Raw genomic sequence first — 22,721 nt, forward strand, 5'->3', positions numbered from 1 at the left:
GGGAGTTCACGCCGATGAATGCCGTGCAACGCTACGCCACCGATGCCATCGCGCCCGACCAGCGCCTGTCGTATTGGAATGACCTGGTCGATCGCATCTATTCCGGCACCTATGTGAAAACCCAGGGCCGCGATTTCGTGGGCGAAATGTGGTCATGGACGGTGGGTGACCTCGCCATGATCCGCCCGCGCTCGACCGCCTCGTTCGTGGGGCGGCAGGGTGATCAGGCCACGACCGAGCGGTTGATCCTGCACCTGCAATGCCGGGGCCGCAGCCTGCATCGCCAGGGGCAGGCGGAAAGCCTGCTCGAAGCCGGCGATTTCGTGATTGGATCGCCGCACCAGTCCTACACGCTCGATCTTTCCGCGCATGAATTGCTGGTGGTAGAGTTCCCGCGCGCGCCGCTCGCCGAACGGGTGCCCGGCCTCGATGACATGCTCAGCCGCCGCCTGTGCGGGGCCAGTCCGGGTGGCCGGGTATTCCACGATTTCCTGCGCTCGCTGTGGCACCAGGGCGATCAGAGCGGGCAGGACATGGCCTGGCAGCAGGGCGTGAGTGCCGTGTTCTATGACCTCGCCGCACTCGCCATGCGCGGCGCCACCCATCCTGAAGAGCGCGTGACCGACCATGCCCTGCGCGACAAGGTGGTGGCGCTGGTCGATGCCCATCTGGGCGATCCGGCGCTGCGCACGCAGACCCTCGCTGATGCCTGCCACACCTCGGTCCGCACGGTGCAGAACGTGTTTGCCATGATGGGCACCACGCCCAGCGCCTATATCCTCGAGCGGCGCCTGCAGCGCGCAGCCGATCGCATTACCGGCAGCCCTGGCGCCAGCATCACGCAGATCGCATTCGAAATGGGATTTAACGACAGCGCCTATTTCGCGCGCTGTTTTCGCCAGCGCTTTGGCGTGGCGCCGCGCGAATGGCGCGCCGGCAATTGAACCTTGCCGGCTGAATTGTTCGGGCGCGCTGAATTTTTCGGGGTGGTTGCGCCAGAATCCTGATCGGCTTGCGCACCAATGCAAGCGCAGATCACCCCGAACACCTACCATCGTCCACAGCGGATCGGATGTCAGGGGAATCCGGGCACAACCCGCATCGAAAAAAGGGAGAGAGACCATGAAGTTCGCACCGGTATCGGTGGGCGCACTGGCCATTGCACTGGCCAGCCCGGCGATGGCGCAGGAAGCGCCGCAAGGCCAGGCCACGCCACAGGCAGAGGCGCAGAGCGGCAACGGGGGCATCCAGGAAATCGTCGTGACCGCGCAGAAGCGCGCCGAAAACGTCCAGGATGTGCCGATCGCCATCAGCGCCTTCACCGCAGCGGCCCTGCAGGAGCGCGCGGTGACCAGCGTTTCCTCGCTCTCGAACATCGCGCCCAACGTCACGCTTGATGCCGGCACGCCGTTTTCGGGGTCGAGCCAGGTGCTGGCGGCCTATATCCGCGGCATCGGCGCTAACGATTTTGCCTTCAACATCGATCCGGGCGTGGGCATCTATCTCGACGGCGTCTATCTTGCCCGCTCGGTCGGCGCGAACCAGGACCTGCCCGATGTCGAGCGCGTCGAAGTGCTCAAGGGGCCGCAGGGTACGCTGTTTGGCCGCAACACGATCGGTGGCGCCATCTCGATCGTCACGCACGATCCGGGCGATACGTTCCGCTTTGTCGGCAGCGCGATGACCGGCAGCTACAGCCTGTTCAGCGCCAAGGGTACGGTCGACATGCCGCTGGCCGACAAGCTGTCCTCGTCCTTGAGCTTTGCGATCACCAAGCGCGATGGCTACCTGCATCGCATTCCCTATCCGGGCGCCAGCAACTATGCGTTCGATCCGATCACCTCGCTCAAGGCGGCCGGTTACGGCAACCAGGGCTATGGCACCGAAGGGGGCGACAATACCTGGAACCTGCGCGGAAAGATCCGCTACAACGGCGCCACGTTCCGCGCCACGCTGACCGGGGATTATAGCCGCACGGATACCTCGCAGATCGCCAACAAGGTGATCACCACCTTCCCGGCGGTGTTTGCCGGCACCTATAACTGCGCGATCGCCGGCAATCCCACCACCACCGTGGGCGGCGTTACCGGCCCGTGCGACAGCTTCATCGGCGGGCCGCCCTCGGCCGCCTATCTCTATCGCCGCGGCGGGCTCAACTCGATCCTCGATCTGCCCGCTATCTATGGCGTCAACACCGACAACAATCCTGACAACAACCGGCTGCCCTATGACAATCGGTTCGTCACCAACAACATCGACACGTCCTATGCCAACGGCAACAACTTCAACAAGTTGAAGCAGGGCGGCGCCGCGCTGACGCTCGATTTCGATCTGTCTGACACGGCCTCGATCAAGTCGATTACGGCCTATCGCGAATTGCACTGGGTGGTGGGCATGGACCTTGACGGTTCGCCGCTCAACTTCCTCCACACCAGCTTCTCGATGAACCAGAAGCAGTTCAGCCAGGAACTGCAACTCACTGGCACGGCTGTGGACAAGAAGCTCAAGTATGTGCTCGGCGCCTATTACTTCACCGAAAGCGGTGACCTGCACGACTATGTGACCTTTGCCGAAGGCCTGCTGCAGGTGGACGGGCCCAACAACCTGTCGACCAAGAACTATGCATTCTATGGCCAGGTCGACTATGCCCTGTCAGACCTGATCGCCTTTACCGTGGGTGGCCGCTATACCCACGAAAAGAAGGAGTTCGAAGGCTTCCAGTCCGATGCCAACGGCTTGAACTACAAGCTCGCGAACTATTTCGGCGATCCCAACTGCGCCTCGCTCAATCCCATCAGCGATGCGTGCCGCGTGGACAACGGCTTCCCCAATGCCGGGCAGCCGCTGCGCTATTACGTTGCCGGCGTGCAGCACAAGACGTTCTCGAACTTCTCGCCCAAGGTTGGCGTGCAGTTGCATCCTACGCAGGACATCATGGTCTATGCCAGCTGGTCCAAGGGCTACAAGACCGGCGGCTGGACCACGCGCCTGTCCAACCCCTTGCCCTATGCGCCGGGCTTTGGCCCGGAAAAGGCCGAAACCTGGGAAGCGGGGATCAAGTCTGAACTGCTCGATCGGCATCTCCAGATCAACGGCGCGGTGTTCCTCACCAACTACAACGGCATCCAGCTCAACTTCCAGCAGGGGGTTTCGCCCACCATCCAGAATGCCGGTGACGCGCGGATCAAGGGCTTTGAAGTGGAACTGGTGGCAGCCCCGGCGCGCGGCCTGACCATCACCGGTTCGCTCGGCTATACCGATGCCAAGTACACCAGCGTCGATGGCCCGGCGCAGGTTGCACCCTCCGCGCTGCAGGCCGGGGTCTTTGCCGGGGCCACGTTGCCCAAGACTCCCAAGTGGAAATTCAACGTATCGCCCCGCTATCAGGCCGATCTGGGCAGCCACGGCACCCTGGTGTTCCTTGGCGACGTCACCTTCACCAGCATGATGAAGAACGACACCGAAGGCACGTTCCTGCTCGATCGCCAACACACCACCGTGCTCAACGGCTCTGTCACCTACCGCGCGCCCGGCGGCAGCTGGGAGCTTACGGCCGGCGGCACCAACCTGACCAACGAACGCTATCTCACTACCGGCCAGGCACAGCTGGCCGGCGGCCAGATCTACGGCACTTATAGCCGTCCGGCCGAATGGTATGCGCGCGTTGGCGTGAAGTTCTGACGCAACAAGGCCGGGCGGCGCGCGTCCCCGCGCTGCCCGGCTCCTCCCCTGGAGAACGATAATGCCCGAAGCCCCCCACGCCGAATTCTGGAAAGACATCAAGCCGGTAGAGAAAGTCTTCCGCGATGGTGGCCTGCCCGAAGTCTATATGCCCAAAATTGCCGAAGGCGATGAACGCTATTGGGTGCCGATCAGCGAAACCGTGTTTTCCAAGCCGGTATGGATCAGCCCATCCAAGAACATGTGGGCCGACGTGCTGATGAGCAAGCAGGCCGGCCTGGTTAACCGCCACTATCACCCGCATCCGATCTGGGCCTATACCATCAGCGGCAAGTGGGCTTATCTCGAACATTCCTGGACGGCCACCGCCGGCGATTTCATCTATGAAACCCCGGGCGAGAGCCACACCCTGGTATGCTATGAACACGAAGACCCGATGAAGGTGTTCTTCGTCGTGTCCGGTCCGCTGATGTGGCTGGACGAGGCCGGCAACACCATCGGCCATTACGACGTGTTCGATTATATCGCCGCCGCCCGCGCGCACTATGCCGCTGTCGGCATCGGCGCCGATTACGTCGACACCCTGATCCGCTGAACCCCGGAGATCCCCCCATGACCGTGATGACAGCCCCTCCGTCGAACAAGGCGGAAATCGTCGACGTGAAATTCCCGCACAAGGCCCTGGTCGAACGGCTCAGCCCCGGCGGCCGCTATATCGATGCCGCCACCGACGTGGACAGCCCATGGGTGCCGTTCGGCGATGGCGCGGCGATCAAGCACCTGGCGTTCGACGTGCGCCAGAATCTGTTTTCCAACATCCTGTGGGTCAAGGGACCAGGCGTGATCGGCACCCATTTCCATCGCGGCACGATCACCATGGTCTGCCTGGAAGGATCGGTGCGCTATCTCGAATACGATTGGGTGGCAACGCCGGGGGGCCTGATCCTGGAAACGCCGGGCGAAAGCCACACGCTGGTGACCGATCACCCGCAGGGCTGCAAGTTGTTCGGCTGGATGCAGGGACCGATCGATTTCTACGATGACCAGGCCAATCTGGTCGATACCGCCGACGTCTGGTGGTTCATCAACCACTACGAGACGCACTGCCGCGAGCACGGCCTTGCGATCAATCCCAAGCTCTATCTCTGACAAAGGCAAACGCCATGGCCAGCAGCATGAAGGCGCCGCCCTCATCCGCCTATGAAATCGTCTCGGTGCCCGAACTCTACGGCGACCTGATCCGCGCGCGCGGAGTCGAAGGCACCTATGTCGGCGCGGGCGAGGCGGAAAGCCCGTGGGTTCCGTTTGGTGACAACGCCGCGATCCGCCACCTGGCGTTCGACGTACGCGAAAACATCTATGTCAACATCCTGTGGATCAAGGGCCCCGGCGTGATCGGCACGCACAAGCACCGGGGCAAGGTCTGGGCGATCGGGCTGGAAGGCTCGTTCCGCTATCTCGAATACGATTGGGTGTGCAAGCCGGGTGAATTCATCACCGAAACGCCGGGCACCGCGCACACCCTGGTGACCGACGATCCCCAGGGAATGAAGGCGCTGTTTCACATGCAGGGCGCCAACGAGTTCTTCGATGCCCAGGGCAACCACGTGGAAACGCTCGATGTGTGGTGGTTCATGAACCACTATGAAAGCTACTGCCGCGAACACGGTATCCCGATCAACAAGCAACTCTATCTGTGAGCAGCGGGGTAGCGTGATGCTGGCGCCGGCGCTTTCCATCCCCGTTCTGGCCGGTCCGCCGCGCGGTACGTATCTGCGCCATTGCTGGTACGTGGCCGGATGGGCCGATGACCTGGGCAGCGATCCGATTGATCGGATCTTCCTGGAAGAGCCGGTTGCCCTGTTTCGCGACGAGGCGGGCGTCGCCCATGCCGTGGGTGGACGCTGCCCCCATCGCTTTGCCCCGCTGGGACAGGGCAGGGTGATCGATGGCGCGCTGGCGTGCCCCTATCACGGGTTGCGCTTTGATGGCGCGGGCGCCTGCGTGCACAATCCCCACCCCGGTGGGCAGCTGCCCGCCACACGCTTGCCGGTCTATCCGCTGGTCGAGCGCCATGGCCTGCTGTGGATCTGGATGGGTGAGGCGGAACGCGCCGATGCCGCGCTGATCCCGGATTTTTCCTGGCTGGTCGATTCCGCTTGGGCGGTGGTGCACGGCATTACCCGTGCCGAAGGGCATTACGAACTCTACAGCGACAATATCCTCGATCTCAGCCATGCCAACTTCGTCCACCCCGCGCTGGTCGCCCGCGCCTTTATCGAAGGAGAGCGGCGCTTCTGGCAGGACGGCGAAACGGTGCATGCCGAATATGTCCGCCTGAATGACACGCTGTCCGATGGCATCGGCGCCATGCTGGGCCGCGTGGGTCAGGCGCAGGATTTCTATGGCGAGGTGACCTGGCACGCACCGGCGGTCTTGCGCTTTGACTATGTCGCCGGCCCGCCGGGCACACCGCGTGAGCAATGCACGCTGCTACCCTCGCTCCATGCCTTTACTCCCGAAACGCCCGATACCACGCACTATATCTGGGCGACGGGGCGCGATTTCGCGCTGGGCGATGCGGCGTTTTCGCAAGGCATGCAGGCCGCGCTCGAACATGCCTTCGAACGCGAGGACATGCCGATCATCCGTGATAGCCACCGCCTGATGCGTGGGGCTGATTTCTGGGCGTTGAAGCCGCTGGTCCTTGGCGGCGATGGCGGCGGCATCCGCGCCCGGCGGCTGTTGCAGCGCCTGATCGCACGCGAGCAGGGCGCCACCCTGCCGCAAGACACCGAAGCCACCGCGTAAACGCGGGGCATCCCCCCATTGGAGAGGAAAGTCATGGCCATTATCGATCGTTTCAGCATCGCCGGGCGCAGCGCGCTGGTCACCGGGGCTGCCAGCGGCATTGGCCTTGCCTATGCCCAGGCGATGGCCGAAGGCGGCGCGGCGGTCACCCTGGCAGACATCGATCTGCCCGGTGCAGAGCGCGAAGCCGCCCTGCTGCGCGAGGCGGGGCACGACGCCCGCGCCGTCCATTGCGATGTATCCAGCTTCGATGCGGTGGCCGCCGCCTTTGCCGAACACGCCAGCGCGTTCGGCGGGCTGGATATCTGCTTTGCCAATGCCGGGATCGATGCTGGCGCCGGCTTCTGGAACCCGGCGGGCCATCGCAACCCGGAAGGCCAGGTCGATACTTATGATCCGGCGCGCTGGGACAAGTCGATCGCGGTCAACCTCAACGGCGTATTCTACACCATTTCCAACGCTGTGCGGATCATGAAACAACCCGGCCGCGCCAACGGGCGCAGCGGCGGCTCGATCATCTGCACCGCATCCAACGCCGGCCTGGTGACAGAGCCGATCGTGGGCCTGCCCTATATGCCGGCCAAGGCCGGGGTGCTGCACATGGTCCGTGCGCTGGGGCTGGAACTGGCCGAGTTCCGCATCCGCGTGAACGCCATCGCGCCTGGCCCGTTCGTGACCAACATCGGCGGCGGCTGGCTCAAGAAAGACCCGGTGGCGCGCGCCGCCTGGGATGCCATCGTGCCGCTGGGCAAGTTGGCCGAGACTGAGCAGATCAAGCCGCTCGCGCTGCTGCTCGCTTCAGATGCGTCTGACTATATGACCGGCAGCCACGTGGTGATCGATGGCGGCATGATGCTGGGCAAGTACCAGTAATGCGCGCGGTGGTGATGCAGGGGCTGCACCGGCCCCTGGCGCTGGAAACCGTGCCCGACCCCGTGCCAGGGGCGGGCGATCTGGTGGTGCGGGTGGGCCGCTGCGGCATCTGCGGATCGGATCTGCACATGACCGAAGACCCCGCCTATGGCCAAGGCGCCGGCTCTATCCTGGGGCATGAGTTTGCCGGCGAAGTGGTGGCCCTGGGCCGTGATGTCGCCGGTTGGCGCGTGGGTGATCGCGTGGCGGTCAGCCCGTTGAAAAGCTGCGGCGATTGCCCGGCCTGCCGCGCCGGAGAGGTGCAATGGTGCACCGCCTTTGGCCTGCAGGGTGGCGGCTATGCCGAATATGCGCTCACCCGGCCTAACCAATGCGTGCGCCTGCCGCAAAGCGCCAGCCTGGCCGATGGCGCGATCATCGAGCCGCTGGCCGTGGCGCTGCATGGCATCGGCCTGTCTGGCCTGCGCCGGGGAGACAAGGTGCTGGTGCTGGGCGCCGGGCCGATTGGCCTTGCCGTGGCATTCTGGGCGCGGCAGCACGGGGCCGGGCGCGTGGTGGTGCAGGATATCGCCCCGTGGCAGCGGGATCGTGCGCTTGCCATGGGCGCGCACGAGTTCGTGGTGGCGGCCGATGATCCGGTGGCCGCAGCCCAGCGCGCGCTCGGCGGCCCGGCCGATCTGGTGTTCGAATGCGTCGGCGTGCCCGGCCTGATCGCGCAAGGGGTAGAAACCGCGCGCAACCGCGGCACCATCGTTTTGCTGGGGCTGTGCACCCGGCCCGACACGCTCAACACCTTTGCCATGCTGTCAAAGGAAGTGCGGTTGATCACCTCTGCCTTCTTCACGCGGCAGGAATACGAAGCCGCGCTCGACGCGCTCGATCGCGGCCTGGCCGAACCGCGCCTGTTGGTAACCGATACCATCGCCTTGGCGCAGACGCCCGACGTGTTCGAAAGCCTGCGCCAGCGCACCCATCAGTGCAAGGTGCTGATCGCGCCAGGTGATCAGGCCTGATCGGCCGCCGCGATGAACGAGCGTAACAGCGCCGGGCCGTCGGGCGTATCGGCATTGGCAGCGCGCAGGGCGGGCACGGAAAAGCCAGCGCGGGCAATGGCATCGGCATAGACGTCATAGCTGCCGGCCATGATCGCGGCATCGAATTCGGGGTGAAACTGCACGCCCCAGGCGCGCGGCGCATAGCGCACGGCGTGGTGCGGATCGTGGCCGCTGGTGGCCAGGACCTGTGCCCCTTGCGGCAAGGCCAGCACCGACTGGAAATGGAACACCATCTGTCGCGCCACCGGCGGCAGCGCGGCAAACAGCGCGTCCTGCGCGCCGGCTGGGGTGCGGGCCACGTCTACCCCACCAAACATCGCGCCGCGCGGATTATCGTCCACCACCCCGCCCAGGGCATGGGCCAGCAACTGGTGGCCAAAGCACACGCCCAGGATCGGCGCGCCATGCGCCATGGCGTCACGCGCCCAGGCGGCGGTGCGCTCGATCCATGGGTGGCCATCGGTGACCATGTCGATCGCGCCGGTGATGATCGTGGCGCGCACCTCCGTTGGATCGGGCAGCGGCTCGTCCTGATAGACCTTGATCGCCACGATCTCGTCACGCGGCACCCCGCAGCCGGCGCTGAACCAGGCGACCTCGTCCCCGTGCACGGCGCAGGTGGCGGGCATGTCGTCATACGAGGTTGCTGGCTGGATGATCAGCAGTGGCTTGGGCACGATCGGTTCTTTCGCAGGCGTTAGAGGGCGTTGAGGCTCTTGCGCAGGGCATCGATGAAGAACGCCACTTCGGTTTCCGTCCAGGTGAGCGACGGGCGCAGCTTGAACGTGGCACGATATTCGCCCGACGTGCCCACCAGCACGCCATTTTCGCGCATCCGTTCCACCAGCTGTCGCGCCTGGTGCGGGGCGGCGGTGCGAGCCGCCTGATCGGTGACGAATTCCAGCCCGGTCAACATGCCGCGCCCGCGCACGTCGCCGATCAGCGGGAATTGCAGTGCCAGCGCGCGCAGTTCGGTTCGCAGCAGGTCTCCCACCTGGTTGGCGCGGGCGATCAGGTCTTCCCGCTCGATCACGTCCAGCACGGCTTGCCCCGCCGCGCAGGACACGCTGTTGCCGCCAAACGTGCTGAACACTTCGCAATCGGCATAGAACGCCTGCCACAGGTCGCGCCGTGTCAACACCACGCCCAGCGGATGGCCATTGCCGACCGGCTTGCCCAGCGTGATCACGTCAACCTGGTCCAGGCCCTGAGTGGCAAATCCCCAGAAGCTGCCCATGCGGCCGAGCCCGGCTTGCACCTCGTCGGCAATCACCAGCGCGCCGGATGCGCGCGCGGCACGGGCAAGGCCTTGCATATAGCCTTCTGGCTGGCCGGGCACGCCGTTGCTGGTCAGCGCGGTGTCAACCATCAGGAACGCCGGCTGGTGGCCGGCTTGGGCCAGCGCTGCCACGGCCTTGGCCCAGCTTTCCGCCGGATCGGGCGCCACGCCGCGATAGAGGTCGGGCGGGGGCAGGCAGGCCACATGCGCGGGCGGCGCCTTGGTGAGCGGGGAAAGCTCTACCGTGGTGGCCGTGATCCCGTGATACGCGCCTTGCATCACCACGGCGCCGGTGCGCCCGGTGGCAAAGCGGGCAATCTGTGCGGCCACGTCGTTGGCCTCGCTGCCGGAATTGACGAACGAGCAGACATCGAACCCGGCCGGTGCCTTGGCCAGCAGCGCCTGGGCATAGGAACCAGGGCTGTCGGCCAGATAGCGCGTGTTGGCGTTGAGCGCGGCAGCCTGGCGCGCGATGGCGCGCACTACGGCCGGGTGGCAATGGCCCACCTGAGGCACGTTGTTATAGGCGTCGAGATAGTGCGTGCCATCCGCGCCGATCAGCCAGGGACCTTGTCCACGGGTAAGATGCAGCGGCGTTTCATAGAAGTGCCAGATCTTGCCAAACGCCGCGTCCCGCTGCGCGAGCAGGTCGGTGCGCGCGGCTGCCGGATCCGGGGCCAGCGCGGGCACCGGAAAACCGCAGGCCCGGCGCAGCGCGTAGGTTGCGGCCTCGCGGCCCACTGCCAGCAACTTGGCCAGCATCGCACCATGCTTGCGCCCGCCGCCCAGATGCGCATCGGGCGTTTCGTCTGCCGGATCACGCCGGGCATTGGCTACCAGCACGGTGTTGACCAGGCGCAGGCAGCACATATCGAACACCAGGTCGATTTCCGCTTCTTCCAGCGGATAGACCGTGTCGAAGCCCTGCGTCACCTCGGCCAGGATGACCAGCGGATCGGCGCTTTCATCGGGAAAACAGTCTGCCGCCGTCACCAGATCGGCCAGCAGCGCACCATAAAGCATGTCGCCGAAATCGATCACGCCCACGATGTTTGCGGGCTGTGCCGGATCGACCAGCAGGTTGCCCATGTGCGCGTCCTGATGCACCACCTGGTGGCGCGTGCGGGCGAGCGCCGGATAGATGCGGCTGTCCGCCTCGGCCAGAACCTGGGCGCATTGCGCGCGCAGGGCCGGATCGGCAATGCGGGGCAGGGCCGGGGCCAGCGCAGTCACCCGCGAAAGATCCCAATCGTGCCGGTTGCTGGCCGCATGGGGATGGAAATAGCCACGCAACGCCAGGCTCAACCGCGCCACGAAGGCGCCCGTGGCGCGGCGCAGTGCTGCGAGATCGGTGCAGTCCGCAAAGGCATCCTGGGCGATCCTGCCGTCGAGATAGGTCAGGATGCGCAGGATGTGCACCGTGCCATCATCGGCGGTTATCGTCGTGCGCCTGGCGCCGGCAAGCGTAGGCACCATCCGTGGCACCGCCAGTTGCGGGTCGATCCGCGCGATGTGATCGAGCGCCCCGATCTGGAAATCCACCGTGGCCGGTTGCTCCATCCGGTGCGACAGCTTGACCACGTAATCCGATCCAGCATCATCGGTGAGATGCCAGGTCTGGTCCCGCTCCGAGTTGATCGCGTGCCACTGGCCGCGCAATCCCCACTCGGCGTGAACCCGCTCCTGCACCTGTTGCAGCGGAAAGGCTGGTGGAATGGCGTCGAGTGCATCATGAACTGCCAATCCTGCCACCGTATCGTCCCTGCCGCTGCTCCGTCCTCGCCGCCTGCATAGGGCCTTTGCATCTGAGATCGCAAGGGCATTGTAGTTGCGGAGACAGGCCAGGCAGCTAAAGCGGGATGGCAACCTGATCGTATCACGGGAGAATGTGGGCTATGGCCAGCCATGCAGACCGGGGCAATGCTGCCGCCATCACCGATGCGCAGCGCCTGCGCGCGATCCTGGCCGGGTCGGCCGGCAATCTGATCGAATGGTACGATTTCTATATCTACGCCTTTACCGCGCTCTATTTTTCGGCGGAATTTTTCCCCGAAAGCAACGCCCTGGTTCAGGTCATGGCGACGAGTGGCATCTTTGCCGTGGGCTTTCTGCTGCGCCCGATCGGCGGTTGGTATTTCGGCCGCTTTGCCGATCGCCACGGGCGGCAACGGGCCATGGTCGTCTCGGTGCTGATGATGGGGCTGGGCGCCCTGCTGATCGCGGCGCTGCCGACCTATCGCCAGGTGGGGATTGCCGCGCCCGCGCTGCTGCTCCTGGGACGGATGCTCCAGGGCTTTTCCACCGGTGGGCAATATGGCACCGCGGCTACTTACCTTAGCGAGATCGCCGGGCGCGGGCGGCGCGGGTTCTGGGCCTCGTTCCAGTATGTCACGCTGATTGGCGGGCAACTGCTGGCCACGCTGGTGATCCTGGCCTTGCAACACCTGTTGGGCGAGGGAGCGATGAAAGCCTATGGCTGGCGCATCGGCTTTGTCATCGGCGCGGGCGGTGCGGCGCTGATCCTGTGGCTGTCGCGGCACATGCACGAAACCGGGCAGGCCGCGCAAGGGCGGGACGGTGCCGGCACCCTGCGCGAATTGTTCGCCCATCACACCCGCCCGTTCCTGCTGGTCATGGCGCTCACGGCCGGGGGCAGCCTGTCGTTCTATACCTTCACCACCTATATGCAGAAATACCTCGTACTGACCGTGGGCATGACCAAGCCCGACGCAACCTTGCTGATGACGGTAGTGCTGGTGGCGTTCATGCTGATCCAGCCGGTCATGGGCGCGCTGTCAGACCGGATCGGTCGCCGCTCCAACATCGTGCTGTTCGCTGCGCTCGCCATGGCGCTGACCGTACCGATCTTCACCGCGCTGGCGGCAAGCCGCAGCGTGTGGGTGGCCGGGCTGCTGGTGATGGCCGGCCTCGTGATCAACAGTTTCTACACCTCGGTCAGCGGGCTGTTCAAGGCAGAGCTATTTCCAGTGCACGTCCGCGCGCTGGGCGTGGGCCTCGCCTATGGCGTGGGCAACGCACTGTTTGGTGGCACTGCGGAAAACGTGGCGCTTGGCTTCAAGCAGATCGGCCATGAAAGCGGGTTCTATTGGTATGTTACCGTGCTGGCCGCAGTTGCCTTGGTCGCGGGCCTGATGCTCAAGGACACGCGCCGGGATGATCCGCTGGCGTAAGGCCACGCGCCATCGCGGCAGGCAGTTCGGCCGCCAGAAGCGCAATGAAATCGGTGACCTTGCGCGGCACCAGGCGGCGGCGTGGGTGCATGGCCCAGACGGCTTCCTCGGTGGCGCGGAACGCCTCCAGCACGGGCTCCAGCCGCCCTTGGGTCAAGGCAGCCGCCGCATAGAAATCCGGCACCTGGCAGATGCCCAGCCCGGCCACCGCCGCCGCCGTCACCGCCGGGCCATTGTTGCAGCGCCAGCGGCCCTGCGGCTGATAGGTCGTTTCCGCGCGATGACGGCGGAAATGCCAGACATCGGCCGATCCGACCAGGCAGTCGTGGTGATCCAGTTCTTCGATCTCGGCCGGGCGGCCGCGCTGCGCGAGATAGGCAGGCGCGGCGCAGGTCACCAGGTTGCGCCCACCCAGGTGATGGGCCGCCAAGCGCAGATCGCCCTGCGGCCCGGTGCGGATCGCCACATCAAACCCTTCGGCGACGATATCGACCACGCGGTTGCTGAAATCGAGCGTCACGTCGAGCGAGGGGTTGGCCATGGCGTGGCGCAGCGCCAGCGGGGCGATGAAGTATTCCCCCAGTGCCGTGGGGCAGGTGATGCGCAACGATCCGCGCAGACCGGTATCGCCGCTGGCCACGGCCAGCGCTGCATCGCGCTCGTCGATGATGCGCCGCGCGCGCTCGGTCAGTTCGCGCCCGGCCGCCGTCAGCGAGACCTGGCGCGTCGTGCGGTGCAGCAGGGTGGTTCCAGTGCGGTGTTCCAACTGGGCAATCGCCCGGCTAACGTGCGAGGTGGAACGCCGCAGCTTGCGCGCGGCGGCCGCGAAAGTGCCGTTTTCGGCAATCGCGACAAGTTCTTCCAGCCCATCCCAGTCCGACATGGCATTATCCCAAGCAAGCAACGAACTTTTGCGCAAATGCGCTCTTTGTGCCTGCCATGCAATGATGTAGGCCACTGCGATCGATAAGGAGGATACCTTCATGAAGACCCGTGCCGCCGTGGCCTTTGAGGCCAAGAAACCGCTTGAGATCGTTGAACTCGATCTCGAAGGCCCCAAGGCGGGCGAGGTGCTGGTGGAAATCATGGCCACTGGCGTGTGCCACACCGACGCCTACACGCTCGACGGGTTGGACAGCGAAGGCATCTTTCCGTCGGTGCTGGGCCACGAAGGCGCCGGCATCGTGCGCGAGGTTGGCCCCGGCGTCACCAGCGTGAAGCCCGGCGATCACGTGATCCCGCTCTACACGCCGGAATGCCGCCAGTGCAAAAGCTGCCTTTCGGGCAAGACCAACCTGTGCACAGCGATCCGCGCCACGCAGGGCAAGGGCCTGATGCCCGATGGCACCACGCGCTTTTCCTACAAGGGCCAGCCGATCTATCACTACATGGGCTGCTCCACGTTCTCCAACTTCACCGTGCTGCCCGAAATCGCGGTGGCCAAGATCCGCGAAGACGCCCCGTTCCAGACCAGTTGCTACATCGGCTGCGGCGTGACCACGGGTGTGGGCGCGGTGGTCAACACTGCCAAGGTCCAGGTGGGTGACAATGTCGTGGTGTTCGGCCTGGGCGGCATTGGCCTCAACGTCATCCAGGGTGCGCGCCTGGCTGGCGCGGGCAAGATCATCGGCGTCGACCTCAATCCCGAGCGTGAGGAATGGGGCCGCCGCTTCGGCATGACCGACTTCCTCAATTCCAAGGGCCTGAGCCGCGAGGAAACCGTGGCCAAGGTCGTGGAAATGACCGATGGCGGCGCGGATTACACGTTTGACGCCACAGGCAACACCGAAGTGATGCGCACCGCGCTGGAAGCCTGCCACCGTGGCTGGGGCACCAGCATCATCATCGGCGTGGCCGAAGCTGGCAAGGAAATCGCCACCCGTCCGTTCCAGCTGGTCACCGGCCGCAACTGGCGTGGCACGGCGTTCGGTGGCGCCAAGGGCCGCACCGACGTGCCCAAGATCGTCGACTGGTACATGCAGGGCAAGATCGAGATCGATCCGATGATCACCCACGTCATGGGCCTGGAAGAGATCAACACCGCGTTCGACCTGATGCACGCCGGCAAGTCGATCCGCAGCGTCATCGTGTTCTGATCACGGGCTTGATGCCGCAATAAAAAAGGGGCCGGCCCATATGGGCACGGCCCCTTTTTCATGGCAGCGCGGTGGACGGCAGCCTAGAACTTGAGCGTTCCGCGCACGCCATAGGTGCGCGGCGGGCGCATCTGGTTGTAGATCACGCCGGGCTTCCCTGGGCTTTGCGTGGAATTGGCAAAGACCAGCGCGTTTTCCAGGTTGTTGACAAAGCCGGTGATCGCCAGCGAACCGGGCGCATTTTCCCAGGTCAGCCGCGCGTTCGACATCATGTAGGCGCCCTGGCGGCCCAAATCGAGATAGTCGATCGAAAGATAGCGCGAGCTTTCCACGCGGGTGTCAACCGCCGCGATGATCCGGCCGGCGCTGCCGATGTCGAACGTATGGTCATACCCTGCGTTGACCACCCACCGCGGTGCATTGACCAGCGACTTGCCCGAGCAATCGACGTTGTAGATGCGCGCCGCCGCGCTCGCGCCCATCAGTGCCGTGGGGGTGATCGCGCAGCCCACCACGGGCGCGGGCCCAGTGGTGGAGTAGGCCTTGTACTGCAGGCTGTCGTACGTGGCGTGCAGGTATTGCACGTTGAGCGAGAACAGGTCGTTGCGCGTGGGTTGCCACAGCACTTCGGCTTCTGCGCCATAGAGCTTGGCCGCGCCCGCGTTTTCCGTGGCGAATACCGGGCCATAGATCGCGCCGGCCGGCGTTGCCGCCACCTGCACGGGCGCAAGGTGGGAAATCTGCTGGTCGCGATAGTCCCAGTAGAAACCTTCGACGTTGACCTGCAGGGTATTGGCAAAGAAGCGGTTCTTGGTGCCGATGGTATAGGCCGTCAGCCGTTCGGGGCGCGAATAGTTCTGCCCCAGCGCGGAAAACAGGATGCCCGATTTGAAGCCGGTGGACACGGTTGCATAGAGCAGCGAATGCGGCCCGGCGTCGAATTCCATGCCGGCCTTCCACGTCACCTTGCTGAAATTCACATCGGTGGTGGCGTTGGTCGCCAGGTCGAGGACGATCGGCGTGAAGTTGGGATAGGCCGGGGGCACGAACCCGACGAAGGGATAGGTGTGCGCTTCGGTCTGCTGCGTCTTGGTATCGTGGGTATAGCGCAGGCCGCCGGTCAGCCGCCAACGCGGGGTCAGCGAATAGGTCGCCTCGCCAAACACGGCATAGCTGTCCGTACCCAGGTTGGAATTGATCCGCGTGCCGTTGTTGCCCTGATCGAAGAACTGCTTCGCCTTGACGCTTTCGGTAAAATAATAGCTGCCCAGCACCCACTTGAGTTGGGCATTCTGGTTGCCCAGGCGCGCTTCGAGCGACATCTGATCAGACTTTTCCGTCACGTCGATCAGGAAGCTGGACGAGTAGTTGACAAAGTCGAGGTCAGTGCGCCGCCACGCCGGAATGACCGTGAGCTTGGCAAAGCCCAGATCGGCATTCACCGTGACCAGCGCGCCATAATACTTGTTGTTCTGATAGCCATCGCCGCGCGCGATGATCTGCGGCACGGGCGCGGTGGGCGCGCGTGACAGGTATTCGGCGAGGACACGCGGATCGCTGGGGCCAAGGCGCTCCTTGCCCGCCAGCAGCGGCATGATCGTGCCGCCCAGGCCCTTGCCGCCAACATCGCCATAATCGACCATCAGGTTGGCGTTGAAGCCGTCGCCGGTGTCAAAGCGCAGTTGCCCGCGCACGGCGGTCGTGTCCTCGTCGTCATAGCCGTCGCTGTAATAGCCGTCATGCTGGGCATGCTGGGCCGAAATGCGCAGGGCTGCCTGGCTGCCGAGCGGCAGGTTGATCGCGCCCGATGCCTTGATCGCGTTGTAATTGCCGTATTCCCCGGTGACGAAGCCGGATGCCTCGCCCAGCTTGGGCTTTACCGTGATCAGGTTGACCGCGCCGCCCGTGGCATTGCGGCCATAGAGCGTGCCCTGTGGCCCCTTGAGCACTTCCATCCGCTCAAGATCATAGAACAGCGCCGCCGGGGCAGCGGGGCGCGACAGGTAGACGCCGTCGAGGTTGAACGCCACGCCCTGTTCGGCAAAGGCATTCGCCCCGAACGTGCCGATCCCGCGCAGATAGATCTGGGTGAACGAGGCCGCCGGCGCTACCTGCAGTGCCGGGACCAGGCGGGTCAGGTCATCGGCCCGCGTCACGCTCTGCTTGGTCAGTACGTCACCGGCCACGGCGCTGACCGGAATGGCCGCGCGCTGAAGGTTTTCGGTGCGGCGCTGGGCGGTCACCACGATTTCGGCAAGGCCAGCCTGCGGTTGTTCCGGCGCGGCGGCAGCAGGTGCCTGCTGGGCTTGTCCATCTGGCGATTGGGCCGATGCGGCGTGGGCAGCGGCCGGCATGGCAAGCGCCGCGGCCAGGGCCACGATCGATACCGCGGGGCGAATGTCGAAGTGCAAGATGCCTCTCCCTCTTGTGCTTTTTATGGGTGCAAGCATCGCCACCGCCTTGTCATAATGGAAATGATTTGTTTTTATCGGTTTCGATTTGTCAGAATTATGGTGTGCGATGCGCTTCAAGGGACTCGATCTCAATCTGCTGGTTTGTCTCGATGCGCTGCTCGATCTGCGCAACGTCACGCGCGCCGCTGAGCATCTCAGCCTCAGCCAGCCGGCGATCAGCGCGGCGCTGTCACGGCTGCGCACGTTCTTCGCCGATCCGCTGCTGGTGCAGAACGGCAAGCGCATGATGCCCACGCCATTTGCCCTGCGCCTGCAGCCGGCCATCCGCGCCATCCTCAACGATGTCGATGGCCTGGTCGGCAGTTCGCCACATTTCGATCCGGCCACCAGCACGCGCGATTTCCGCATCTGCCTGTCAGACTATCTAGCCAGCGTTTTGCTGGCGCCGCTGCTGCCGCATCTGGCGCGGGTGGCGCCGGGCGTGGGGATCGACGTGATCCCGCTGAGCGACGATGCCACGCAGCGGCTCGATCGGGGCGAGATCGACCTGCTGCTGACACCGGAAAGCTATGTCAGCGACGAACATCCCGCCGAACTGCTGTTTGAAGAACACCACGTGGTGGTCGGCTGGCGTGACAATCCGGTCATGGCCAAGCCGATCGATGTGGAAGCGTTCGTGGCCGCCGGGCATGTGGCGGTGGAGATCGGGCGGTTCAACCGCGTGTCCTTTGCCGAAAGCTATATGCGCGCCCAGGGCATCACGCGGCGGGTGGAAGTGCGGGTTTCCGGCTTTACCATCATTCCCGAACTGCTGGTGGGCACCACGCGCCTGGCGGTGATGCATGCGCGCCTGGCGGCCAAGGCGGCCCGGCATTGGCCCGTGTCCGTTTCACCACTGCCCTTTGCCATGCCGCCCATGCTGGAAATGGCACAGTTCCACCGGGCCCGCGCCGAAGACGCCGGCCTGCGCTGGCTGATCGATGCATTTCATGATGTGGTTCGCTGCGAAGGGGATGGACCGGCCACCGCGTTGCTGTAACACGGGCCGCATAGGAATGCGTGCCTGGGGGAGAGAAGCGCAGATGACCAATGCAGACCTGCATATCCGCCGCGAAACGGCGATCAGCATGGTGATCAATACCGTGCTGAGCGGTGTATTTTTCCTTGCCGTATTCGGACTGCACGGGCCGGTGCCGATCTGGGGCATGGGCCACTACGTCTTCGATTTCGGGCCGCAGGCCTTTGCCGTGGCGTTCATGAGCACGCTGGTGCCCGGTGCCCTGTCGCGCAAGGCCCTGCGCGCCGGCCGCGTGGCCTCGCGCCCCAGCGCGCTGCGCCTGCCGGGCAACCTGCTGTTGCGCGGGCTGATCCTCGCGGTGCCTTCGGCCATGCTGGCATTGGCTGGGGCCGCCGCCGTGTGCCTTGCGCTGGGCCTTGCGCAATTGCCGTGGTCCGTGGCCCTCGCCGCAAAGCTTGGCTTTGGCGCCGTGCTGGCCCTGGTGATCACCCCCATCGCCCTGCGCGCCACCCTGGCCGAGGCCCTGGGCTGACGCGCAAGGGCGCTCGGGTTCAGACCATGGCCATCAGGCTGGCATTGCCGCCGGCGGCGGTGGTGTTTATCGACAGGCTCACTTCTTCGACCAAAAGATCGAGCGGATAGGCGCCTGCCGCATCGGCGGCGTGCAGGGCCACGATCATGCCTTCGCGCGCGGCCAGCGCCTCTGCCGCTGCGCGTGCCGGCGCGCCGGCATGTTCGACCAGCGCGGCTGCCAGATCATCGACCGGTTCGCTGCGGGCAAAGCCGATCCGCGCGGCCAGCGCCGCCGGAAAATCGGCGGGCAGGGCAGCAAGCGGCGCGCCGGGCATGATCACGGCGTGGTTGCCCGTGGCCAGCGCCGCGCCCAGCTGTCGCCACAGCCCAGCGGTGGTCGTGGCATAGAGCGCAATGCGGCCGCGCGGCGCCAGGCGATAGCGGTTGCTTTCCCCCACCGGGCCGGCGAGTTCCACGTCGACGCCCAGCTTGCTGCGCGCGGCATCGTGGCGCACGGCGCGGGCGGTTGCGGCCTCGCCATGCTGGTCCAGCCAATCGGCCAGTATGGCCGCCTCAGGCCCCGGTTGCCCCAGCGCGCCAGCCAGAACGGGCGGGTTGCCCGTGGCGCCGCGCACCAGTCGCGCCAGATAGAGCGGGCCACCCGCCTTGGGTCCCGTGCCCGAAAGGCCCCGGCCGCCGAACGGCTGCACGCCAACCACTGCGCCGATGGTGTTGCGGTTGACATAGAGATTGCCCGCTTCCACCGCCCGCGTCACCCGCGCCACGGTATCATCCAGCCGGGTGTGCAGGCCAAAGGTGAGGCCATAACCGGTGGCGTTGATCTGCGCGACGAGACGATCCATGTCGCGCGCGGCAAAGCGGACGACATGCAGCACGGGGCCGAACACTTCGCGGCCCAGGGCAGCAAGGCCAGGAATCTCGATCAGCGTCGGCGTCACGAACGTGCCGTTGGCGCACTGATCGGGCAGGGGCAGGCGGTGCACCCGCGCGCCGCGCTCGGCCATGGCTGCCACGTGCCCCTCGATCCCGTCGCGCGCCTGCGCGGTGATCTCCGGCCCCACATCGGTTTCCAGCGCATCGGGATTGCCGACAGTCAGCTCTGCCATCGCGCCGCGCAGCATTGCCAGCGTGCGATCGGCCACGTCTTCCTGCAGGCACAGCACGCGCAACGCGGAACAGCGCTGGCCCGCACTGTCAAATGCCGAGGCGATGACATCGGCCACGACCTGTTCGGCCAAGGCAGAGGAATCGACGATCATCGCGTTCTGCCCGCCGGTTTCGGCGATCAGCGGGATCGGTCGGCCGCTCGCATCGCTGCGCGTGGCCAGGGTGCGCTGGATAATCCGCGCCACTTCGGTCGATCCGGTAAACATTACCCCCGCAACGCCTGGCGCCTCCACCAGCGCAGCGCCAATCGCGCCATCGCCGGGCACCAGATGCAGCACATCGGCGGGAATGCCGGCGGCATGGAACAGGCGCACCATTTGTGCCGCGATCAGCGGCGTTTCCTCGGCCGGCTTGGCCAGCACCGGGTTGCCCGCCACCAGCGCGGCGGCAATCTGCCCGGCAAAGATCGCCAGCGGGAAGTTCCACGGCGAAATGCAGACAATGGGTCCGAGCGGGCTGGTATGGGCCAGGGTGCTGCGCGCCTGCACCGCGTAATAGCGCAGGAAATCCACCGCCTCGCGCACTTCGCCCACGGCGTTGGCGGCCGTCTTGCCGGCCTCGCGCATGATCAGGCCCATCAGGGCGCGGCTGTCGTCTTCCAGCAGGCAGGCCGCGCGTTCCAGCATCGCCGCGCGCGCGGCCACCGGGGTAGCTGCCCACATCGGCGCGGCGGCCTGGGCGCGGGCCACGGCGGCTTGTGCGCCGGCAGGGGCCAGCGGCCAGACTTCACCCACGATATCGCGGTGATCGGCCGGATTGCGCACCGCCTCGCCGGTGCCAGGTTCGCCCGGCGTGCCCGCCTGCCAGGCGCGCTCGGTGCTGGCGATCAGGCGCGGCGCCAGGTCAGTCAGGGTCGCTTCATCGGCCAGGTCAAGCCCGCTCGAATTGCGGCGATCGGCAAAGAGCGCGGCGGGTAGGGCCACCGCCGGGTGGGGCGCGCCGGGATCTACCTGTGCCGTCACAACCGCCACCGGATCGGCCACGAGTTCGGCGATCGAGACAGCCGGATCGTTGATGCGGTTGACGAACGAGGAATTGGCCCCGTTTTCCAGCAGGCGCCGCACCAGATAGGCCAGCAGCGTTTCATGCGTGCCCACCGGGGCATAGACGCGGCATGGGCGGTTGAGCTTGTCGGCGCCGACGACCTGGTCATACAGCCCTTCGCCCATGCCGTGCAGGCACTGGAACTCATAGTCGCCCATCGTGAAATCGGGCCCAGCCAAGTGCAGCACCGTCGCCACCGATTGCGCGTTGTGGGTGGCAAATTGCGGGAACACCACGTCGCGCGCGGCCAGCAGCTTCCGCGCGCAGGCGACATAGGCAAGGTCGGTATGGACCTTTTGCGTGTAGACCGGAAAGTCAGCGAGGCCATCGACCTGCGCGCGCTTGATTTCGGCATCCCAATAGGCGCCCTTGACCAGCCGCACCATGATACGCCGGCCCGCGCGCCGCGCCAGGTCGACGATCCAATCGATCACGAACGGGCAGCGCTTCTGATAGGCCTGCACGACAAAGCCCAGGCCATTCCACCCGGCGAGGTCGGGATCGGTCGCCAGGCTTTCCAGCAGGTCAAGCGACAGTTCCAGCCGGTCGGATTCCTCGGCATCGATGTTGAGGCCGATGTCATGGCCCTTGGCCATCACGCACAGCGCCTTGACGCGCGGCAGCAGTTCGGCCTTGACCCGCTCGGCCTTGGCCCGGGCATAGCGCGGATGCAGCGCCGACAGCTTGATCGAGATGCCCGGGCCCCCATGGATGCCGCGCCCGGCACTGGCCTTGCCGATCGCGGTGATCGCCTGCTCATACGACGCGTTGTAACGATCGGCGTCGGCGGCGGTCATCGCCGCTTCGCCCAACATGTCATAGGAAAAGGCAAAGCCCTTGGCCTCGCGCGGGGCAGCGCGGCGCAAGGCTTCCTCGATCGTCTCGCCGGTGACGAACTGTTCGCCCATCATGCGCATCGCCGCGTCCACCGCGCGGCGGATCACCGGCTCGCCCATCCGCGCGATCAGGCGCGTCAGGCTGGCACCCAGCCCGGCTTCGTCCTCGGCCTGGACCAGGCGGCCGGTCACGAGCAGGCCCCACGAGGCTGCATTGACGAACAGCGGGCGATCCTTGCCCACGTGGCCGCGCCAATCACCGGGCGCGATCTTGTCACGGATCAGCGCATCGCGGGTCGCCACGTCGGGGATGCGCAGCAGCGCTTCGGCCAGGCACATCAGCGCGACCCCTTCCGGGCTGCTCAGCGCATATTCCTGCACCAGCGATTGCACCGCGCCTGGGCGGGCATCGGCGCGCAACTGGCTGATCAGGGCGCTGGCCGTGGCCGCGATCGGCGCGCGCAGGTCTTCCGGCACGGTCGCTTGCGGCACAAGTGCGGCAACGCAGGCCCGCTCGTTGCGACGCGTGGCGGCGGTGATTGCCTGACGCAGCGGGGTTTCCCCGGCAAGAGGGGTGAAGAAGCGGTCGAACGGGCGGGGCGCGGGCTGATCCATAGTGCCATGGTATCACGGCCTGCACAGGCCATTGGCCCTATTTTGGCAGAGGCTCAGGCCAAATGGCCTGAATACGATGCTGCAAACAGGCCGATTTCAGCCCCTCG

The 22,721-nt window shown here is 65.5% G+C and carries 17 protein-coding genes; 12 read left to right on the forward strand and 5 right to left on the reverse strand.

Going from position 1 to position 22,721, the window contains the following annotated elements; translation table 11 throughout:
- The first annotated feature begins 14 nt into the window (after positions 1–14).
- The 8 genes from ABIC78_RS06725 (at position 15) to ABIC78_RS06760 (ending at position 8,378) form a co-directional block, all read left to right on the forward strand.
- Positions 15–944 (forward strand): helix-turn-helix domain-containing protein, encoded by a 930-nt coding sequence (locus ABIC78_RS06725; protein WP_062782881.1) that lies wholly within the window; start codon positions 15–17, stop codon positions 942–944.
- A 178-nt stretch (positions 945–1,122) separates the two neighbouring features.
- Positions 1,123–3,681 carry a TonB-dependent receptor gene (locus ABIC78_RS06730; RefSeq protein ID WP_354488451.1) on the forward strand — a complete coding sequence of 853 codons (2,559 nt, stop codon included), beginning with the start codon at positions 1,123–1,125 and terminating at the stop codon, positions 3,679–3,681.
- A gap of 61 nt (positions 3,682–3,742) precedes the next feature.
- Complete coding sequence (locus ABIC78_RS06735) at positions 3,743–4,276, forward strand: 2,4'-dihydroxyacetophenone dioxygenase family protein (RefSeq protein ID WP_062782883.1); 534 nt, start codon at positions 3,743–3,745, stop codon at positions 4,274–4,276.
- A gap of 17 nt (positions 4,277–4,293) precedes the next feature.
- Positions 4,294–4,830 (forward strand): 2,4'-dihydroxyacetophenone dioxygenase family protein, encoded by a 537-nt coding sequence (locus ABIC78_RS06740; RefSeq protein WP_022678284.1) that lies wholly within the window; start codon positions 4,294–4,296, stop codon positions 4,828–4,830.
- Between the two features lie 14 nt (positions 4,831–4,844).
- Positions 4,845–5,381 (forward strand): 2,4'-dihydroxyacetophenone dioxygenase family protein, encoded by a 537-nt coding sequence (locus tag ABIC78_RS06745; RefSeq protein ID WP_062782889.1) that lies wholly within the window; start codon positions 4,845–4,847, stop codon positions 5,379–5,381.
- A gap of 16 nt (positions 5,382–5,397) precedes the next feature.
- Positions 5,398–6,492: a Rieske 2Fe-2S domain-containing protein gene (locus tag ABIC78_RS06750; RefSeq protein WP_354488829.1), complete on the forward strand. Its 1,095-nt coding sequence runs from the start codon at positions 5,398–5,400 to the stop codon at positions 6,490–6,492.
- Between the two features lie 33 nt (positions 6,493–6,525).
- The gene (locus ABIC78_RS06755; protein WP_354488454.1) at positions 6,526–7,365 is read left to right on the forward strand and encodes an SDR family NAD(P)-dependent oxidoreductase; all 840 of its coding nucleotides are present in this window, start codon (positions 6,526–6,528) and stop codon (positions 7,363–7,365) included.
- Positions 7,365–8,378, forward strand: a complete 1,014-nt coding sequence (locus ABIC78_RS06760) for an alcohol dehydrogenase catalytic domain-containing protein (RefSeq protein WP_354488456.1) — start codon at positions 7,365–7,367, stop codon at positions 8,376–8,378. Before ABIC78_RS06755 ends, ABIC78_RS06760 begins: the two co-directional genes overlap by 1 nt.
- Here ABIC78_RS06760 and ABIC78_RS06765 read toward each other — a convergent pair.
- Positions 8,369–9,097 (reverse strand): glutamine amidotransferase, encoded by a 729-nt coding sequence (locus ABIC78_RS06765; RefSeq protein WP_354488458.1) that lies wholly within the window; start codon positions 9,095–9,097, stop codon positions 8,369–8,371. The two genes, ABIC78_RS06760 and ABIC78_RS06765, sit on opposite strands and share 10 nt — an antisense overlap.
- A gap of 20 nt (positions 9,098–9,117) precedes the next feature.
- Positions 9,118–11,451 carry an aminotransferase class III-fold pyridoxal phosphate-dependent enzyme gene (locus tag ABIC78_RS06770; RefSeq protein ID WP_354488460.1) on the reverse strand — a complete coding sequence of 778 codons (2,334 nt, stop codon included), beginning with the start codon at positions 11,449–11,451 and terminating at the stop codon, positions 9,118–9,120.
- Between the two features lie 143 nt (positions 11,452–11,594).
- Here ABIC78_RS06770 and ABIC78_RS06775 point away from each other — a divergent pair, with 143 nt between their 5' ends.
- Positions 11,595–12,890: an MFS transporter gene (locus ABIC78_RS06775; RefSeq protein ID WP_354488462.1), complete on the forward strand. Its 1,296-nt coding sequence runs from the start codon at positions 11,595–11,597 to the stop codon at positions 12,888–12,890.
- Here ABIC78_RS06775 and ABIC78_RS06780 read toward each other — a convergent pair.
- On the reverse strand, positions 12,856–13,773 hold the full coding sequence (locus tag ABIC78_RS06780) for a LysR family transcriptional regulator (RefSeq protein WP_022678292.1): 918 nt from the start codon (positions 13,771–13,773) through the stop codon (positions 12,856–12,858). The genes ABIC78_RS06775 and ABIC78_RS06780 overlap by 35 nt on opposite strands.
- Before the next feature lie 100 nt (positions 13,774–13,873).
- Between ABIC78_RS06780 and ABIC78_RS06785 the strand changes: the two genes are divergently transcribed.
- A complete protein-coding gene (locus tag ABIC78_RS06785) occupies positions 13,874–14,986 on the forward strand; it encodes an S-(hydroxymethyl)glutathione dehydrogenase/class III alcohol dehydrogenase (RefSeq protein WP_054131118.1) in 1,113 nt (370 codons plus the stop codon).
- A gap of 83 nt (positions 14,987–15,069) precedes the next feature.
- On the opposite strand, the gene ABIC78_RS06790 is transcribed toward ABIC78_RS06785, so the two are convergent.
- Entirely contained in the window at positions 15,070–17,397 is a 2,328-nt protein-coding gene (locus ABIC78_RS06790) for a TonB-dependent receptor (RefSeq protein WP_354488465.1), read from the reverse strand.
- A 109-nt stretch (positions 17,398–17,506) separates the two neighbouring features.
- On the opposite strand from ABIC78_RS06790, the gene ABIC78_RS06795 reads away from it, so the two are divergent.
- Together ABIC78_RS06795 and ABIC78_RS06800 are read left to right on the forward strand one after the other, a co-directional pair.
- Complete coding sequence (locus tag ABIC78_RS06795) at positions 17,507–18,439, forward strand: LysR family transcriptional regulator (RefSeq protein WP_084390744.1); 933 nt, start codon at positions 17,507–17,509, stop codon at positions 18,437–18,439.
- 43 nt (positions 18,440–18,482) lie between these two features.
- Positions 18,483–18,950 carry a hypothetical protein gene (locus ABIC78_RS06800; RefSeq protein WP_054131119.1) on the forward strand — a complete coding sequence of 156 codons (468 nt, stop codon included), beginning with the start codon at positions 18,483–18,485 and terminating at the stop codon, positions 18,948–18,950.
- 19 nt (positions 18,951–18,969) lie between these two features.
- On the opposite strand, the gene putA is transcribed toward ABIC78_RS06800, so the two are convergent.
- Entirely contained in the window at positions 18,970–22,614 is a 3,645-nt protein-coding gene (gene putA, locus ABIC78_RS06805) for a bifunctional proline dehydrogenase/L-glutamate gamma-semialdehyde dehydrogenase PutA (RefSeq protein WP_354488467.1), read from the reverse strand.
- Positions 22,615–22,721 lie beyond the last annotated feature (107 nt).

It is taken from the genome of Novosphingobium sp. 1529, assembly GCF_040544855.1.
Classification (GTDB): Bacteria; Pseudomonadota; Alphaproteobacteria; order Sphingomonadales; family Sphingomonadaceae; genus Novosphingobium; species Novosphingobium capsulatum.

What these genes read in the sequence shown, in the direction of transcription:
- ABIC78_RS06780 (WP_022678292.1), bottom strand. Translation starts at nt 13,773, where the DNA reads ATGTCGGACTGGGATGGGCTGGAAGAACTTGTCGCGATTGCCGAAAAC.
- ABIC78_RS06760 (WP_354488456.1), top strand. Translation starts at nt 7,365, where the DNA reads ATGCGCGCGGTGGTGATGCAGGGGCTGCACCGGCCCCTGGCGCTGGAA.
- ABIC78_RS06785 (WP_054131118.1), top strand. Translation starts at nt 13,874, where the DNA reads ATGAAGACCCGTGCCGCCGTGGCCTTTGAGGCCAAGAAACCGCTTGAG.
- putA (WP_354488467.1), bottom strand. Translation starts at nt 22,614, where the DNA reads ATGGATCAGCCCGCGCCCCGCCCGTTCGACCGCTTCTTCACCCCTCTT.
- ABIC78_RS06755 (WP_354488454.1), top strand. Translation starts at nt 6,526, where the DNA reads ATGGCCATTATCGATCGTTTCAGCATCGCCGGGCGCAGCGCGCTGGTC.
- ABIC78_RS06800 (WP_054131119.1), top strand. Translation starts at nt 18,483, where the DNA reads ATGACCAATGCAGACCTGCATATCCGCCGCGAAACGGCGATCAGCATG.
- ABIC78_RS06750 (WP_354488829.1), top strand. Translation starts at nt 5,398, where the DNA reads ATGCTGGCGCCGGCGCTTTCCATCCCCGTTCTGGCCGGTCCGCCGCGC.
- ABIC78_RS06735 (WP_062782883.1), top strand. Translation starts at nt 3,743, where the DNA reads ATGCCCGAAGCCCCCCACGCCGAATTCTGGAAAGACATCAAGCCGGTA.
- ABIC78_RS06725 (WP_062782881.1), top strand. Translation starts at nt 15, where the DNA reads ATGAATGCCGTGCAACGCTACGCCACCGATGCCATCGCGCCCGACCAG.
- ABIC78_RS06795 (WP_084390744.1), top strand. Translation starts at nt 17,507, where the DNA reads ATGCGCTTCAAGGGACTCGATCTCAATCTGCTGGTTTGTCTCGATGCG.
- ABIC78_RS06775 (WP_354488462.1), top strand. Translation starts at nt 11,595, where the DNA reads ATGGCCAGCCATGCAGACCGGGGCAATGCTGCCGCCATCACCGATGCG.
- ABIC78_RS06730 (WP_354488451.1), top strand. Translation starts at nt 1,123, where the DNA reads ATGAAGTTCGCACCGGTATCGGTGGGCGCACTGGCCATTGCACTGGCC.
- ABIC78_RS06740 (WP_022678284.1), top strand. Translation starts at nt 4,294, where the DNA reads ATGACCGTGATGACAGCCCCTCCGTCGAACAAGGCGGAAATCGTCGAC.
- ABIC78_RS06745 (WP_062782889.1), top strand. Translation starts at nt 4,845, where the DNA reads ATGGCCAGCAGCATGAAGGCGCCGCCCTCATCCGCCTATGAAATCGTC.